At 39.6% G+C, this 15511-nt stretch carries 12 protein-coding genes and 1 riboswitch; of the genes, 5 read left to right on the top strand and 7 right to left on the bottom strand.

Translation table 11 applies throughout. From position 1 onward, the window contains the following. From L2737_RS03745 to queG, 3 genes are all read left to right on the top strand, one after another. A complete protein-coding gene (locus L2737_RS03745) occupies positions 1-1926 on the top strand; it encodes a diguanylate cyclase (RefSeq protein ID WP_248954837.1) in 1926 nt (641 codons plus the stop codon). Next, positions 1923-3917: a tetratricopeptide repeat-containing diguanylate cyclase gene (locus L2737_RS03740; protein ID WP_248954836.1), complete on the top strand. Its 1995-nt coding sequence runs from the start codon at positions 1923-1925 to the stop codon at positions 3915-3917. The genes L2737_RS03745 and L2737_RS03740 overlap by 4 nt, the downstream gene beginning before the upstream one ends. Positions 3918-4063: 146 nt before the next feature. Further along, a complete protein-coding gene (gene queG, locus L2737_RS03735; RefSeq protein WP_248955106.1) occupies positions 4064-5212 on the top strand; it encodes a tRNA epoxyqueuosine(34) reductase QueG in 1149 nt (382 codons plus the stop codon). Between the two features lie 185 nt (positions 5213-5397). On the opposite strand, the gene L2737_RS03730 is transcribed toward queG, so the two are convergent. After that, positions 5398-5607, bottom strand: coding sequence for a dodecin (locus tag L2737_RS03730; protein WP_102528932.1), 210 nt, complete (start codon positions 5605-5607; stop codon positions 5398-5400). Between the two features lie 566 nt (positions 5608-6173). On the opposite strand from L2737_RS03730, the gene L2737_RS03725 reads away from it, so the two are divergent. Beyond that, on the top strand, positions 6174-7085 hold the full coding sequence (locus L2737_RS03725; RefSeq protein WP_102528933.1) for a LysR family transcriptional regulator: 912 nt from the start codon (positions 6174-6176) through the stop codon (positions 7083-7085). 96 nt (positions 7086-7181) lie between these two features. Here the strand turns inward: L2737_RS03725 and L2737_RS03720 are convergent, their stop codons facing one another. The 6 genes from L2737_RS03720 to L2737_RS03695 all read right to left on the bottom strand — a co-directional run bounded on the left by L2737_RS03720 (position 7182) and on the right by L2737_RS03695 (position 14553). Next, entirely contained in the window at positions 7182-7934 is a 753-nt protein-coding gene (locus tag L2737_RS03720) for an HDOD domain-containing protein (protein ID WP_102528934.1), read from the bottom strand. 184 nt (positions 7935-8118) lie between these two features. Continuing rightward, positions 8119-10104: a TonB-dependent receptor gene (locus L2737_RS03715; RefSeq protein WP_248954835.1), complete on the bottom strand. Its 1986-nt coding sequence runs from the start codon at positions 10102-10104 to the stop codon at positions 8119-8121. A 139-nt stretch (positions 10105-10243) separates the two neighbouring features. Next, positions 10244-10482: riboswitch (cobalamin riboswitch) on the bottom strand. Positions 10483-10725: 243 nt separating this feature from the next. Next, entirely contained in the window at positions 10726-11382 is a 657-nt protein-coding gene (locus tag L2737_RS03710; protein ID WP_102528936.1) for a hypothetical protein, read from the bottom strand. Positions 11383-11490: 108 nt separating this feature from the next. After that, positions 11491-11808 carry a DUF3622 domain-containing protein gene (locus L2737_RS03705; protein WP_102528937.1) on the bottom strand — a complete coding sequence of 106 codons (318 nt, stop codon included), beginning with the start codon at positions 11806-11808 and terminating at the stop codon, positions 11491-11493. A 108-nt stretch (positions 11809-11916) separates the two neighbouring features. After that, positions 11917-13845, bottom strand: a complete 1929-nt coding sequence (locus L2737_RS03700) for a peptidase U32 family protein (protein WP_248954834.1) — start codon at positions 13843-13845, stop codon at positions 11917-11919. Between the two features lie 141 nt (positions 13846-13986). Further along, positions 13987-14553, bottom strand: a complete 567-nt coding sequence (locus L2737_RS03695; protein WP_102528939.1) for a phosphoribosyltransferase — start codon at positions 14551-14553, stop codon at positions 13987-13989. 205 nt (positions 14554-14758) lie between these two features. On the opposite strand from L2737_RS03695, the gene L2737_RS03690 reads away from it, so the two are divergent. Further along, positions 14759-15406, top strand: a complete 648-nt coding sequence (locus tag L2737_RS03690) for a DNA-J related domain-containing protein (RefSeq protein WP_248955105.1) — start codon at positions 14759-14761, stop codon at positions 15404-15406. Positions 15407-15511 lie beyond the last annotated feature (105 nt).

Genomic DNA, 15511 nt, shown 5'->3' with positions numbered 1-15511 from the left:
TTGCAGAAACTTATTCGTTGTCGCAAAAATACACACTACCTCATCGGTTTAGTTTTATTTATTTTAATGTTTGTCGGCCAATTACCATTTAAAGCCGATGCAAATACTTTAGAAAATGAAGCAGCTGATGAATTGTTTAGTCAGTTTGAAAGTGATCAACTGACGAGCTCATTATATATTGATGAAAAACTACTAGAACTTAAAGCCTTGATTGCTGAGGATGACCACCAAAGATGGCAGCAGTATAAAACACTAACCTGCCCGCATATTCCTTCCGGCGAGCCAGATCAGCTACAAGATTTTGTAAATGAAACTGATGACTTAGCATCAAGAAGCTTTTCGGTCCCCTCTACACCTGTGTTATTAAATTTGTGCCGCGCAAGAGCTTTTATGTATTTAGGCGATTTGCAGCAAGCAGCTCAAATTAATCAAGATGTGTTAACTCAAGTACAAACACTACAAGATGCAAAATTAACTGCTGATGCGTACTTCTCTATTGGTCAGTTAAGCTTATTTAAAGGGCAATTTATAGGTGCAATTGACAATTTGTCATTGTCTTTTGAGCTATATCAGCAACTTGGGTATTGGAACACTGCCAATATTAATATTATCTCTCTAGCAAGTTCATATCGACGCTTAGGCGATAACAAAAAAGCCCTCTATTACTACAATATTGTTGAAGAGCATTTCACCAAAAATGATAAACCTAACTTACTGGCTATCGTCGAGCAGTCATTAGCTTACATCAAGCTAGATAACGGCGATTATCAAGAGTCTCTTGATTACTTTGAAAAAATATATGCTGTGGCCAATACTGCTAATAATCCCTTATACGCAGCAGAAATGGCGGTAGATATGTCAGCTCCGCTCATTAAACTAAATCGTTTAGATGAAGCTGAGCGTTGGCTAAATCAAGCACAGCCTTTAATTACGCCAATTAATTACTCTCACTTCGGCTATATGCATGCCTATTACCTCGAATTACGGTTACACCAAGGACGATACCTGGAAGCAATCGAGCATTTTAATCAAGCAAAGAACAGTTTTGACAAATATAACAATAAGAAAGGGTTAACAATTATCTATCCCATCATTGCTGAGTTATTTGCCGAAAAAGGCGACTTTAAATCAGCAAACCATTGGCACCATGAATTTCTTACTGTTCACAATCAAATGGATGAAGCCGCTTGGGCGACGTTTAACTCAGAAATGCGTATCCGCTTTGACTCACACCAACTTGAAAAACAACAAAAACAATTGATTGAATTTCAAACCCTAAAAGCCACTCAGCTTGAAGCCTTAACAAAGAAACAGCAGCTGCAATATGTCGCTATAGCCTTAACCTTTATTTTGCTGGTGATATTAGCGTTCTTCTTTATAAAATTAATTAGAAAGTCTATACAATATAAACAGTTAGCATTAATCGATCCGTTAACCGAGGTGCCAAATCGACTTTATGCTTATAAAGTGACTAAGCATTTATTTCGAAAACAGCAGGCATTTTCGATTCTACTGATCGATGTCGACCACTTTAAAGCGGTTAATGATAATTATGGTCATGATGTCGGTGATATATCATTGCAGTTAATCGCCCACACTATCAGTGAAGTTTGCCGTAAAGAAGACACCTTGGCCCGAATAGGAGGTGAAGAATTCCTCCTACTTATGCCTAATGCGCAAGCTGAAGATGCGATAAGTTTGGCTAGAAGAGTAAACAATCAAGTTAAGTTAATTGATACTGATTCATTGTCTATGAGCGAATGTTTTACTGTCAGTATCGGCATTGCAACAACAAGCAATGAAACAAGTATTTCCCCATTACTTAAAAAAGCAGATATCGCACTTTATCAAGCCAAAAATGCAGGCCGAGATGGCTATGTGAATTATCAAAGTCCAGTTGATTTTCAGCGAGAGGACGGTCAATGATGCACTTTCTGATGCTTCGGATTTGTAGCCTACGCCAAATGGTATGTCTTATCACGTTTGTACTCTTTTTCAACGTGACCTTGCCCGTATCTGCAACAGAACAAAAAGGGGCTAACGAAGCGACTCAAGCATTCGATAACCCTGAGTTTGAACAGATATTTATATTAATCGATAATGGCGATATCAATGATGCTAGTTACCCTAACCTCATTGACGAAATGGCGCAGCTTATTGATGATGGCGATATTGCTCGTACTTACCGCTTACTGCCCAAACAATGCTTAGCGTATAATTTTTTAGAAGAACAACAAAACCTAAATGCGCAAAAATTCTTAACCGATGTTTATCAGCGTTACTCTGAGATGCCAGTCGACATCAGAATCAACCTCAAACTTTGCGAGGCGACCTTACTTCGCTATCGAGGAGAAATTACTGATGCCAACCAGATGGTGCAACAAGCCCTTATTGATGCACAGCAAATAAATGATCAGCGCCTGACAGCAGATGCTTACTCCATCTTAGGTCAAATCGCCTCCTACACAGGTGATTTCGCAGTTGCCCTTAAGAATTTACTCCAAGCTTATGAGGGTTATCAAAAGCTCAAGTTAGTGACTTTAGAACGTTTAACTTTACTTGACCTCGCGATTACTTACCGCCGCTTAGGGGAAACAGAAACCGCTCTCAAATATTATTCCCAGCTCGAAAAAGCCTTTAGCGATAGCGATCAAATAGCTCTAGTCATGCTAGTCAAAAATGACATGGCGTATGCTTTTGAAGATATTGATGAATTTCAAAAAGCCGCTGATTACTATTTAGCTATTTATAATTATTACCAAGAAACTCAAAGCGACCCAACATTTGTCGCCCGTGTTGCTGTGGATATGTCCTCAGCGCTCATCCAACTTGAACAGTATCAACCAGCACTAGACTATTTATATAAATACGAAGCCATCATTAGCCCATCGGTTGATACCCATTATAGCTTTTTACATCTATATAAAGCCCAAGCAAAACATGGCTTAAAGTTAACAAAGGAAGCACTGCCTCACCTTGAAAAAGCCACTGTCGGCTTTAATAAAAACCACAATAAACGTGGCCATGAAATGCTACTTAAACTCAAGGTTGAAATTTTTGAATCTTTGGAACAGTGGCAACAAGCTTATCAAGCGCAACTTGCACTGTATGAAATCCATTTAAAGTTAGATAAAGCCCTTGAAAATCAAGCTAGCACAGAAATGCGGGTTAAATTTGATAGTGAAAAAATAGAAGCTGAAAATGCAGAGTTAGTGGCATATCACGAGTTGAAAGATCAACAATTCATCATTCAACAAGACAATGAAAGGCTGCAAATTTTAACGCTGGCTCTAGGCTTTGCATCCGTATTATTACTCATCATTTTTAGTCTTTATTTTAATAAAAAGTCTCAACAATTAAAGCAACTTGCATTAACCGATTTATTAACCCAATTACCCAATCGATTAAGCTTTTATCGCAATGCACAAAATGCATTTACCCGATTGTCAGAGCGCCAACAACCATTGTCTATTATCTCTATCGATATCGATCACTTTAAGCTCGTTAATGATCAACATGGTCATGACACTGGCGATAAAGTTCTCAAAGCTGTAGCTCAAATTTGCTTAGAAAACTTATCTGTTGTCCATTTGTCTGAACAACATTCATCTATGACGCGTAAAAGTCATACAGGTAGAAGTCATATCGGTCGTGTCGGTGGTGAAGAGTTTTTAATACTGCTACCCAATACGCGATCTCAAGCTGCAATTAACGTAGCCCAGTCCATTCTAAATGACATACATTCATTTGATTTTAGCCATATTAGCGAAAACCTTTCTGTCACGATTAGCGCAGGGGTAGCAACGTTTAAAGATGAAACCAACCTGACAGAGTTAATCAAAAAAGCAGATAAGGCGTTATATAGAGCAAAAAATCAAGGCCGTAATCAGGTAGTTTACTTTCATGATGATGCCTAAGGCGATAGCGAGTATAATAACTCTTAGTCATCATAAACCACTGTTACTCCTGCATGCCAAATTCTAAAACTGATACTCAAATTGAGCATCAACCATCTGTTGAATCGTCAAGATTATTAACGGTTGAATCGAGTCTCAGCCGTGAGATGACTTCGCTAGAATTATCTGAGCTTTCGCTACAAATAAAAAACTGGGCGCAGGAATTAGGCTTTGCTCAGTTAGGGATTACGGATACTGACCTTAAAGCTGAAGAACCCAAACTGCAACAATGGCTTGATAATGGTTATCATGGTGAAATGAGTTATATGGCGAATCATGGCATGATGCGTGCGCGCCCCCATGAGCTGCATCCAGGCACTATACGTGTGTTAAGTGCCAGAATGGATTACTTACCCCCAGAAGCTGGATTTGCCAGTAACCTATCGAATCCTAACTTAGGTTATATCTCCCGCTACGCTGGTGGCCGTGATTATCATAAGTTAATTCGTAAACAACTCAAAAAACTGGGTGATAGAATTGTTGCCCATTGCCAACAAATCGGCGTGACAGGTATTGATTTTAGACCTTTTGTCGATTCAGCTCCTGTGCTTGAAAGGCCACTAGCCGAAAAGGCCGGCTTGGGCTGGACCGGTAAACATTCGTTATTACTAAACCCCGATGCTGGCAGCTGGTTTTTTTTAGGTGAAGTGTTAATCAACTTGCCACTACCGATTGATATCCCACTCAATCAAAGCTGTAAGACTTGTGTAGCCTGCATAAAGTCATGCCCTACCAATGCGATTCTTGACAATAATGTGGTTGATGGTCGGCGATGCATTTCCTATTTAACTATCGAACTACAAGGTGCTATTCCTGAAGAGTTTCGACGCGCTATTGGTAACCGTATTTATGGTTGTGATGATTGCCAACTCGTGTGTCCTATCAATGCCAAAGCACCGTTAACTCAGCAAGCCGATTTCCACATTCGCAATCAGTTAATTCAGCCAGAATTATTAACCTTATTTGCTTGGTCAGAGAAGCAGTTTTTGTCATTAACCGAAGGCAGCCCTATAAGACGTATCGGCCATAAAAACTGGCTCAGAAATATTGCTGTCGCACTGGGTAATGCGCCTTTTAATAATGATATCGTGACCGCACTTAATGCACGCAAACAATCTGATGAAGTTGATGACATGGTCAGTGAACATATTGACTGGGCACTCAAACAACACTCACAAGCTCATGCCGAGTTAATCAGCCGTAAGACACAGCGAGTGGTTCGAGCTATTGAGAAAGGCTTACCACGAGATGCATAGTAAATACGGCTTGTTGTTCAAATAGGTCATGACTTACCACTATGACCACAACACCATGATCACAACATCTTGAACACAACACCTTCAGTCAAAATAGTTGTGGAATAAATTTTAAGCTCAGCAGTAAATAACCACTGCTGAGCTTTTTCGTTTAGACGACTCAAGTGAATTGATTATTGAACGTATTAACTTTGATCTAAGGTAAAGCCTACCTTGACGGTCACTTGCCAATGGGCAATCAAGCCTTCTTCCAAATGTCCTCTCGTTTCTACTACTTGAAACCAACGCATATGCTTAATAGATTTGTTCGCCGCAGAAATCGCATTCTTAATCGCATCATCCGAGCTAATGGGTGATGATCCTGTCAGTTCAATCAGTTTATAAGTATGGCTCATTATCACTCCGTCAGTATTGTTATGAACATTGACTGAGTATAGATAACCTATAAAAATCTGCGTAACTTCAAGATAATAAATGAACATGACTCTTATAGTTAACAATAAACTCTGAAGTGGCTTTGCCTGCCACAGCCCTAGTAGATTAAGACTACAACGGTCTCACTTGAGGCTTTAAGCACTCATGGTTAGTCGCTTAATTCAATACGGTCGCTTTACGTAAAATATCTAAACACAAGCTTGTGCTATTACGGCTTATCCTTTTGGTGGTAACTCTTCGCTAAATGTTTTTTAGGTCTTATTGTTAAAGATTCTTAAGCAATTCCATCTGAATATAGCGCTTTAGCACAGATATTTACTTGTTCACTATCATTTTCTTCAAACACTTAAAAAGCCTAAGTTTGCAATTTTTATATCAAAAAAACCAACAAATTAACAATTAACCTACACTTATGTAAATTAATCACACAGGCGTCTGGACGTCTAGAAGTTTATTGTGTTACTCTGCCATTAATCAATCGAATAGATTTCACCCGCAAGTTGAACAGAATTCATGTGAGGATAATATGATAGAGCTGAGACACCTTCGTACTCTTATGGCGCTTAAAGAAAGTGGTAGCCTTGCTGGTGCCGCGAAAAAACGTTTCGTCACTCAATCAGCGTTATCACATCAGATTAAAGAATTAGAAACCCGTATTAACTCATCTATTTTTATTCGAAAGAGTAAACCGCTGTCATTCACGCAAGAAGGCGCTAGATTATTAAATCTTGCTGAAGAAATTTTACCTAAAGTCATGGTGACTGAATCAGACCTTAAAAAGGGTTTGGATAGTGAGTCACAATCACTGAAGTTGGGTATTGAATGCCATAGCTGTTTTCGTTGGTTAATGCCGGTAACAGAAGCATTTAAACAACTTGCGCCCGATGGCAGAATTGATCTTTCAAGCCGACATCTTTTCGACTCATTAAATGCATTAGAAATGGGCGAACTCGATATAGTACTCACATCAGATCCTGTCCCTGGTCATGCACTGGCTTATCAGCACCTATTTGATTTTGAGGTAAAGTTAGTCGTGGCTAATGAAAACCCGCTGGCAAAAGAAGCTTTTATTAAACCAGAGCAATTAGCTAAGCAAACTTTGATTTCATACCCAGTACCATTGCAACGTCTGGATATTTATAAACACTTTTTAGAGCCTGCTGGTGTTGAAGCCGGTGAGCAAAAGCAGTGTGACTTAACCGCAATGTTACTGCAACGTGTCGCTTGCAATGACGGCATCGCTGCCTTACCAAGCTGGTCGATCAATGAAAGCCATGGGCTAAACCTTGCCTCAGTTAAATTAGGCGCTGAAGGGTTAAAGCGACCACTATTTGCGGCTTATCGTCGTAATGCTGCCAATACCACATTAATCCAAAAGTGGTTAACCTTAGTGGCTGCTGAAGGCTTGAAATTACAACGTTTAAGTCAGCAACACTAAAGCTGAGGCTTCCATCATACGAAAGTTAACACATAAAAATGCCACTCATTGAGTGGCATTATTGTTTGAAGGTTTTATATTCACTCTTACTGAAGGTTATTCAAACTCAGCAAGAGGGTTTATCAATACATTACGCTTGGCAAGCACATGCCTTAACACCATGCCTGCCGAGTTAGGATTATCTGTTTGATTAATATTATGGGCGACCATAAATTCGTTACGTAAGTCATCATCTAAACCTAATGCTTCAAAAGCTTCAATAGACAAACTTTGCTGCTGAGTATCAATTAAGGTTTTGATCACTTGCAATGCAATCGCTTTCTCTGAAGCATCATTCAAAAATGCAAACGCACTTAAGGTAATCACTTGGCCAAAGACACTGAATAGCGCCAATGTTTGCACTTCATCAGCGTCGATGTCTATGGGTTGGTCACTTTCTTCAATATCACGTAAATGTTGAACCGCATCAACAGCAATATTCTCTGTTAACGTCCAGTAACCTTTTACCAATTTACTATAAGGCTCTTTTAGTTCATCTAAACGTTCTTTTAAATAGAATGAGAAAGCATAACGGTAGATATTAACTTGGCCTAAACGGATAAGCGCATCTTTGATACTGCGGTTTTTAGTCGAAATAATACCACCAGCTTGAGCGGTATTACTGCGCCATAATAAATGGGCAGCTAAAGCAGGATCACTTGAAACAATATCAATGAGAATACGAATATCAGCTTCATTAATAAGTGCTTTCTTTAAAGGGATCAAAATACCGCGTCGACCGATCACCTGCTCTTCGTTGCCAATAATGGCTTTGACTTGAGTTAGCACTTGTTGCTCAAGGTAGGTCATATTGTACTGCTTCCCTTTAATCATTTTTATATATCTAATAGGGAATTTATCCACATAAGCGGCACTAAGGTCAAGTAATTAATCCGTAATCAAACAAAAAGCCGACAAGCAATTTGTCGGCTTTAGGTTTTTAGTCAATTACACTGCTATGCCTAAGCATAACTGTGTATTAATCAAACAAGCTTTAGAAGCGGTATCCTGCTGTCAAACGAATTGAGCGGCCATTACCTGAGTAGTAACCGTTGCCCCAAGCCGAGTAATAACCGGCACTAACATATTCTTCATCTAATAAGTTATCAGCACGTAAACTCGCAGACCAATTATCACGAGTGTAGTTCAGAGCTAAGTTCGCTAATACATAGCTAGATAACTTAGGATCAACGTTACCGTTATCCCCTTCAATGAAACGCTCGCCAGTGTATATACCTTCAACAAACACTTGCCACTCTGCAGCAATATCATAACTTAAGTGCGCACGGCCATTGTGTTTCGCTACCCAAGACAGAGCTTTACCTTCGTTTTCGCCTTCGGTGAATTCAGCATCGATATACTCATACGATGCCCCTAATAACCAATCAGCAGATAATTGAATATCGTAGCTAGTATTAACACCATATCGGCGTGATGCATCAGCATTAACATTAGCACCACCGCCTTGGGGACCATCTGTACGGCCACCGTCGTAGACAATTTCATCTTCTAAATCGAGACGGTACGTATTTAACTTAAATGTTTGGGTTGTGGTGGTCCAATCCCAGCCTGCTTCATAAGAGCGGCCTGTTTGTGGATCAAGCCCAATCGTCGTCACTGGCGTATAAGCTTGTTCATCCACCTTGGCGAAACGGAAATTATCATTGGCACGAATATAAAAACGATTTTCAAGGCTTGGGCGGTAATTTAAACCTAACTCAAATGCATGTGCATCGTTATCAAGCTCAACACCATTTGGGTATAAAGTTTGATCGGTTAAATCATCGGTCACTTCACTGTAACGACCACCCACGACATAAGATAACGTCGTCGTTAACGGCACAGAAGCTTGAGCGTAAATACTCGCAACTTTTTGCTCGTTAGTTCTTTGAGTGTAAGCCAAATCAAAATCTGCCTCACCAACACTTAAATCAATCCCAGCAACAATATCTAAATCGCCTTGTTCAAGCTGATAGTTAGCAGTGGCTTTAGGTGAGAAGCTCAATAAATTGCGTTCAATACGCCCAGCACTGCCCCAGAGGAAGTTAGTGGTTAACGTATCTGAATAGGTTAAGTCTGCGACCAATGCCCACTCTTTGTTTAACTGGTACTCATAACCACTGCGAAGCGCTGTGGTCATTTCATGGGTGTAATCATCATCAGTGAATGCAGCGGCTTGACTTGGATCACTTTCGAATTGCTCAAGCGTTAATGCGCCTGGCGCTTGACGATTATCATCAAAGTAGTTGGCTTCAACAAAAAACTGCTGTTTATCAGATTGGTATTGTAAGCGACCTAAAACAGAGCCAGTTTCGCTTTCATTATTATCGCGATAGTTGTCACTTTGGTTATAACTCGCCGCTAAGTAATAACGCCATGCGTCATTAATCGCCCCAGAGATATCGCCTTTAGCTTCATAAGTATCAAAGCTACCACCGCTAAGCTCAAAGCCGCCACCTGTACCGTTAGGCGCTTTAGTGATGATATTGATAACACCACCTACGGCTTGATCACCATAAAGCACACCTGCACTGCCATACAATACTTCTACGCGCTCAACTTGGTTTAACGGTACAGCATTAATACTAGGAGCTGAAATATCGATATTATTCAATCGACGGCCATCAATTAAAATCAGAGTATTACTCGCAGCTTGTGATGCAGTAAAACCACGCATGGCAAACACAGTACCTGAGTTATTGTCAGAAACTTGAATACCCGCTTGACTGCGAAGTAAATCCGTTAAACTCACCGCACCGCTCATTTCGATATCAATTTGATCGATAACATTGACGTTCGCGGCAATATTTAATGGGTTAGCTTCACTGCGACCAATAACCACAATGGTTTCGTCTGGTTTAATCTTGTCAGTCGTTTCAGCATAAGCTGATGTAGCAAGAGACATTGAAGCAATAGAGGCAGCTGAAAAGCTTAATACTAAGCTAAGTGCTGTTGCGATTTTTGTTGGATTAGTACCCATTTACCTTTAACTCCTAAAAGGAAAAATGGGGCATAGTTGCCGCAGCATAAAGCATCTTGTGATCCCAATAGCACGCATAAGCGCTATAGCATTCACAATGACGAAAAAAGGCTACATTTCGAGATCTGCCCACCGAAATCTCAAAATCATTTTTTGGGCCGGTCTCCGGACTCAGGTTGATGCCATGTATCATGACAAACGAAGCTGAATTTTTAACGTCGCTTTTGCTGGTTAATTATCAGCAAACAAGCTTACGCACTCAGTTCTCACCATTACCGTTGCGGGGGCAGCACTAGATTTTCACTAGTTTCCCGATTATCCCTTAGCTGCTTATCTATTGATAAACGCCGATAGGCACCACAAAAAATTGACTATAAATAACTCTCATTGAGAGTTATATAACATTGTTATGTTTGCTTAAATGCAAGTCCATATAACAATTGGCAGCATTATAACTGGTTAACGTTACTTTTTAATATAAAGAATGAAGATCATTCATATTATTCAACGCTTAGTTATAAGGGTTGAATAATATGAAGGTGTCGCAATGAGACCTGCGCTAGGGGAATGGCTTAAATAATAAAACAGAGCACGACTTAGAATAGTCTCTATATCGAGTGCTTAACGCTGAAATTTAAGTTGCAGCATTTTAGAAATAAAATCACGATGATTTGAGCCATTAAGTGGTGGGTTAGATTCATTAAATACTTCCCCTCTCATCGATTTATGTAGCAGATACAAATCTTCTGTATCTTTTAATACCGCATAATAGCCAATTTCACCCTGACGAGTTCTCGCAGTCGCACCGCCATACATATTCTTCATATTGGTACAGCCGATAATGCCGTGAACGGCTTCTTTGCCACCAATTTGCGTCGTACCAAGCTGTTCATACGTCACACTGCCTTGGCAAGAATCTTTATAGGTATCAGCAAAACGATTAAGAAATTGAGTGCTATCAATATCGGTTGCCAAGCCTTCAAATCCTTGAATACAGAATAAAGCAGACCAATCATTGAGGGATTCACCGGCAGGAACAAACTCAGCTTTATACATATTGCCTTTTTCTGAATTAAAGGCCATTTTCCAACCGACAGGCAGCTCAAATGACACTTTATTAGAAAAGATTGAAAGCTGTTTTTCTTCAGAACCGCCACCAGCATCTGAATTAGCTGTTATGGCGTTAATGTATGGTGGTGGCTCTTTGGCCACTACATTATTTGAAGGGCTCAATAACAACAGCCCCCCAGATATTATTAGGGTAGCGCTAGCTTTCATACCGAAATCATCCTTGGTATTGGTGCTGAAAGGTGAAACGTAGTTAATTCAAACAGAAATACAGCAACTATGTCACCAAAATGTTGTATTACTGTATTATTTTAACTGTTAATCTTCAAGCTCATCCGCTGAATCTGTCAAATCAATTTCACTAGACTCATTAGTTAATGCTTCTGCGGCAATGGCATCAGCAATTGATTTAGCTTTAATTTTCTTTTCAGTTTTACGTTTATTACGCTCAACTTGTGTAGTCATAAAGGCTGTTAGCTCTTTTTGACCCCATGCAACAGCTTCATCTTCTGTTGTAAAGCCATCATGGCTTTTTGACACGATTGTTTTAGTTGCACTCATACGACGAGTGATTTCTGTTTTAAAAGTATCGCCAACTGCTAATACTCTAAAATCGTACTTCTTACTTTTGCTCATTATTCGGTTTTTCCTAGCTGAACTCAGCTTAAATTAAGGTCGCGCAGTTTACGCGAACATTGTCTATTTCGCACTCATTTTGAGCACTTTTATCTTTAATCAATAAAATTACTGTTTTACTAATTGGTTTGAGCCAACAATCATCATTTCACATTTCTGACAATCAAAGACTAACTTCAATCTATCTTTACCAATATCTAACACCATAGGGTCGGCTTTAATCCCTTCAACTTCTTTAGGACATAAGTTGAAGCTGTAGCGCAAACAATGCTTAGTCACCATTAATGGTGCATCGGTTAGTACTTGGTTTTTCTCGTAAGTATCTTCCATTTGGATTACGCCATGCTGCTCGTAAAACTCACGAGACTTATCATTGGCCACATTAGATAAAAAGCTTAAATACTTTTGCGGGAAACGTGCTTCTTTATCATGCTCGCCTCTAAGAGGCCGTTGATAACCATTAATACGTGCTTCATCAAAAGCTGCAATCGCATCGCGGCGTAAACCATTAATTACTGAAGCCGGTAAAAACCAACGATTAGCGCAATTAACTTGCAACTGGTTTAAACGGTAATCACTGTTACCTAATTTACCTAACTGAGTCCGTAAATTCGCATCCGCTTTGGCATAATCTTTTGCAGGCTCTTTGGCCCACTCAAGTTCAATTGTCACAGTGTGTTGATGGTTATCCGACACCGTTAAGGCAATACCTTGTTCGGTATCATCTAACACCATATCAACCATAATTTTACGACTGGCAGAGTCTTTTGATAATAACGCATCAAACTGATGGTCGAAGTTTCTAAATAACTCCACACCCACTTTTAGATCTTTGCTGACGTCAGTTAAAAATAAAGTGTTACCATCGGCGCGGTTAACCCGTAAGCCTTTGGTTTTATTATCTGACAAGCGTTGTTTCTGATAGCCATCAATGAAGAAACACAAGCCATCACCATTATTAAACTCAATGGTTTTACCGGCTTTTGCACTGTCGACTTTAATAAAGTCTCGGCCAACACCCACAATAGTACCGACCTTTTCGCCAATATATTTGGGTGAACTAAAATGCTCAATTAAGGCAGTGCGTTGATTAATAAAGTAATCTGTTTTACCTCGGTTAAAGCTTTTTTCAGGATCAGGTGTGAAAGTAAATTCGCTGCGACCATGAGACATTGACTCAAGATCATTGCGGCGATCAATAATCGCATCAAGCTGTTGACGATAATGTGCGGTGACATTTTTGAGGTAACTGATGTCTTTTAAACGACCTTCAATTTTAAATGACGTCACGCCAGCATCAATCAAAGCTTCTAAATTCTCAGTTTGGTTATTATCTTTAAGGGATAATAAATGCTCATTTTCAGCTAATACTTCACCATCACGAGTCGACAAATCACAAGGAAGACGACACATTTGTGAGCACTCACCACGGTTAGCACTGCGATTAGAAAAGGCATGACTGATATTACATAAACCGCTGTAGCTGACACATAATGCGCCATGGACAAAGTATTCTAATTTAAGTTTTGTTGTATCAGCAATTTGCTTAATCTGCGGTAAGTTTAACTCACGGGCTAACACCACTTGCGAGAAGCCTACCTGTTCTAAAAACACCGCTTTTTCAGGCGTACGATTATCCATTTGAGTACTGGCATGCATTGCAATTGGCGGTAAATCCAATTGCAGCAAACCCATATCTTGAATAATCAGCGCGTCCACGCCTGCTTCATATAACGACCAAATTAAGCTTTGTGCTTGCTCAATTTCGTCATCCATTAAGATGGTATTAAGCGCAACAAACACTTGCGCATGATAGCGATGAGCAAATTCTGCTAACCGAGCAATATCTTCAACACTGTTACCCGCATTATGGCGCGCGCCAAACGCTGGGCCACCAATGTAAACCGCATCTGCACCGTGACGAATGGCTTCGATACCATAGTCAGCATTTTTTGCAGGCGCTAAAAGCTCTAACTGTTTCTTTTCAGTAGGCTTAGTTACAGTTGATGCTGGCGAAAATATTTCTACAGAACTCATAATCAATGTTTATCTTTTTCTAGGTAATAAAAAATGCATCAAGATAGTAGCTAAACACGGACTAAAACCACGTGTATGTCACTATCATTGACGCACTGTTCAGCTTGCTAGTTTAGCAAAAAATAACCAGTTTCGCGGCTTTTACTTAAACAAATGCTGAATATTCTTAAAATCACTTTTACCTTCAGCGATTTCCTGCGGATTTAAACCTGAGACCTCATGAGGGAAAACTAACCACTCTTCCGATTCATGAATGAAGTAATCTGGCTTTAAATCAACCGCAGTATTTTTGGGCTTGTAGTAAGGACAAGCAACACGAATATCGGTAGGAATGTTTTTACGCATAAACTTTTGTAGTTTATCAATTAACGCATCAACACTACGACCTGAGTCAAATACGTCATCAACAATCAATAGACCGTCATCTGCATTGGCATTTTCAATGATGTAATGTAAGCCATGTACTTTAATTTTTTTACTTTGCTTATCAGTACCAATGCCATAGTAAGAAGAGGTTCTTACTGCGATATGATCGGTTTCGACATTTTTAAAATCATAGAATTCTTGAACGGCAATACCAATTGGAGCTCCACCACGCCAGATACCAACAATAAATTGTGGTCTAAAGCCACTGTCATAAACCTGCGCCGCAAGTTTAAAAGAATCTTCCAGTAGCTGTTGTGCACTGATGTAATGTTTATCTGTCATTGGTTTTGGCCCCTATCATTTTTATTGCGGCGAATTTTATACCAAATATGCAGGGTTTGTCTGTGAGGAATACGTTTAATCGACATATTTGTTAAACAAAATGAGCTTTAAGACTTAAATTAGACTTGAACAAAAAAACACCATTGACTCCTTTCATGTCTGTGGCATAGTAAATTTAATGCCAATTCATAGCGAAACCAACACTATGCTTGCAGCAAATGATGCGCAACTTCGTCAACAGTCTGAAACTGATAGATTATCTTTGAAAAGTGATAATCCGCTGATATGGCCCCTCCTCACTCTGCTTCAGAGTTCGTGTCAAAGCTGGAAAGTCCATCACCTTGCCAGTGAACTTCAACATAAAGGCTTAATGCATAATCTGGATCCTGAGCCTGAAAAAGACTTATTCAAACGTAATTTTTTACTGATGAACGCATTATTTGAACTACAAGCTTTGTTACTGCCCAATCAATGGCTACAAGTGCAAGCGATGGATATTCAAATTTTTAGAATTCTCCCCAATGATATCGCCCAGCAACAACATCATGATATGCCGTTAAAAGAGTATTATCTCGATTGGCAGCACTACGATACTTGTGCCAATGTGGTGAAAGAAATGCTGGAGTCCTTTTGGTCAAGTTATCAAGAGTATATTGGCGTTAATCAAGTATTAATGCATGACAGCCATGCACTGAGTATTTTTGAGTTAGATGCAAGCGCCACCAATAAGGATATTCGTAAACAATGGCGTAAGCTGGCACTAAAACTTCACCCCGATCGCCCAGGCGGAGATGCACATCAGTTTCGTCAGGTTTGTGAAGCATGGCAAACTTTACGATCTAAAGCTGGATAGTACCTGACTTAGATGCAGCTATTTTTATAAGAAAGCCGCATCACATCACATATTTAACCCTGAAATAAATCATCGTTTAGGTCATAATTCTTGTTAATATTAAGG

It is taken from the genome of Shewanella electrodiphila (assembly GCF_023283985.1).
Taxonomy (GTDB): Bacteria; Pseudomonadota; Gammaproteobacteria; order Enterobacterales; family Shewanellaceae; genus Shewanella; species Shewanella electrodiphila.
The sequence above is the reverse complement of the archived record's forward strand: the minus strand, read 5'-3'. Positions and strand labels throughout refer to the sequence as shown.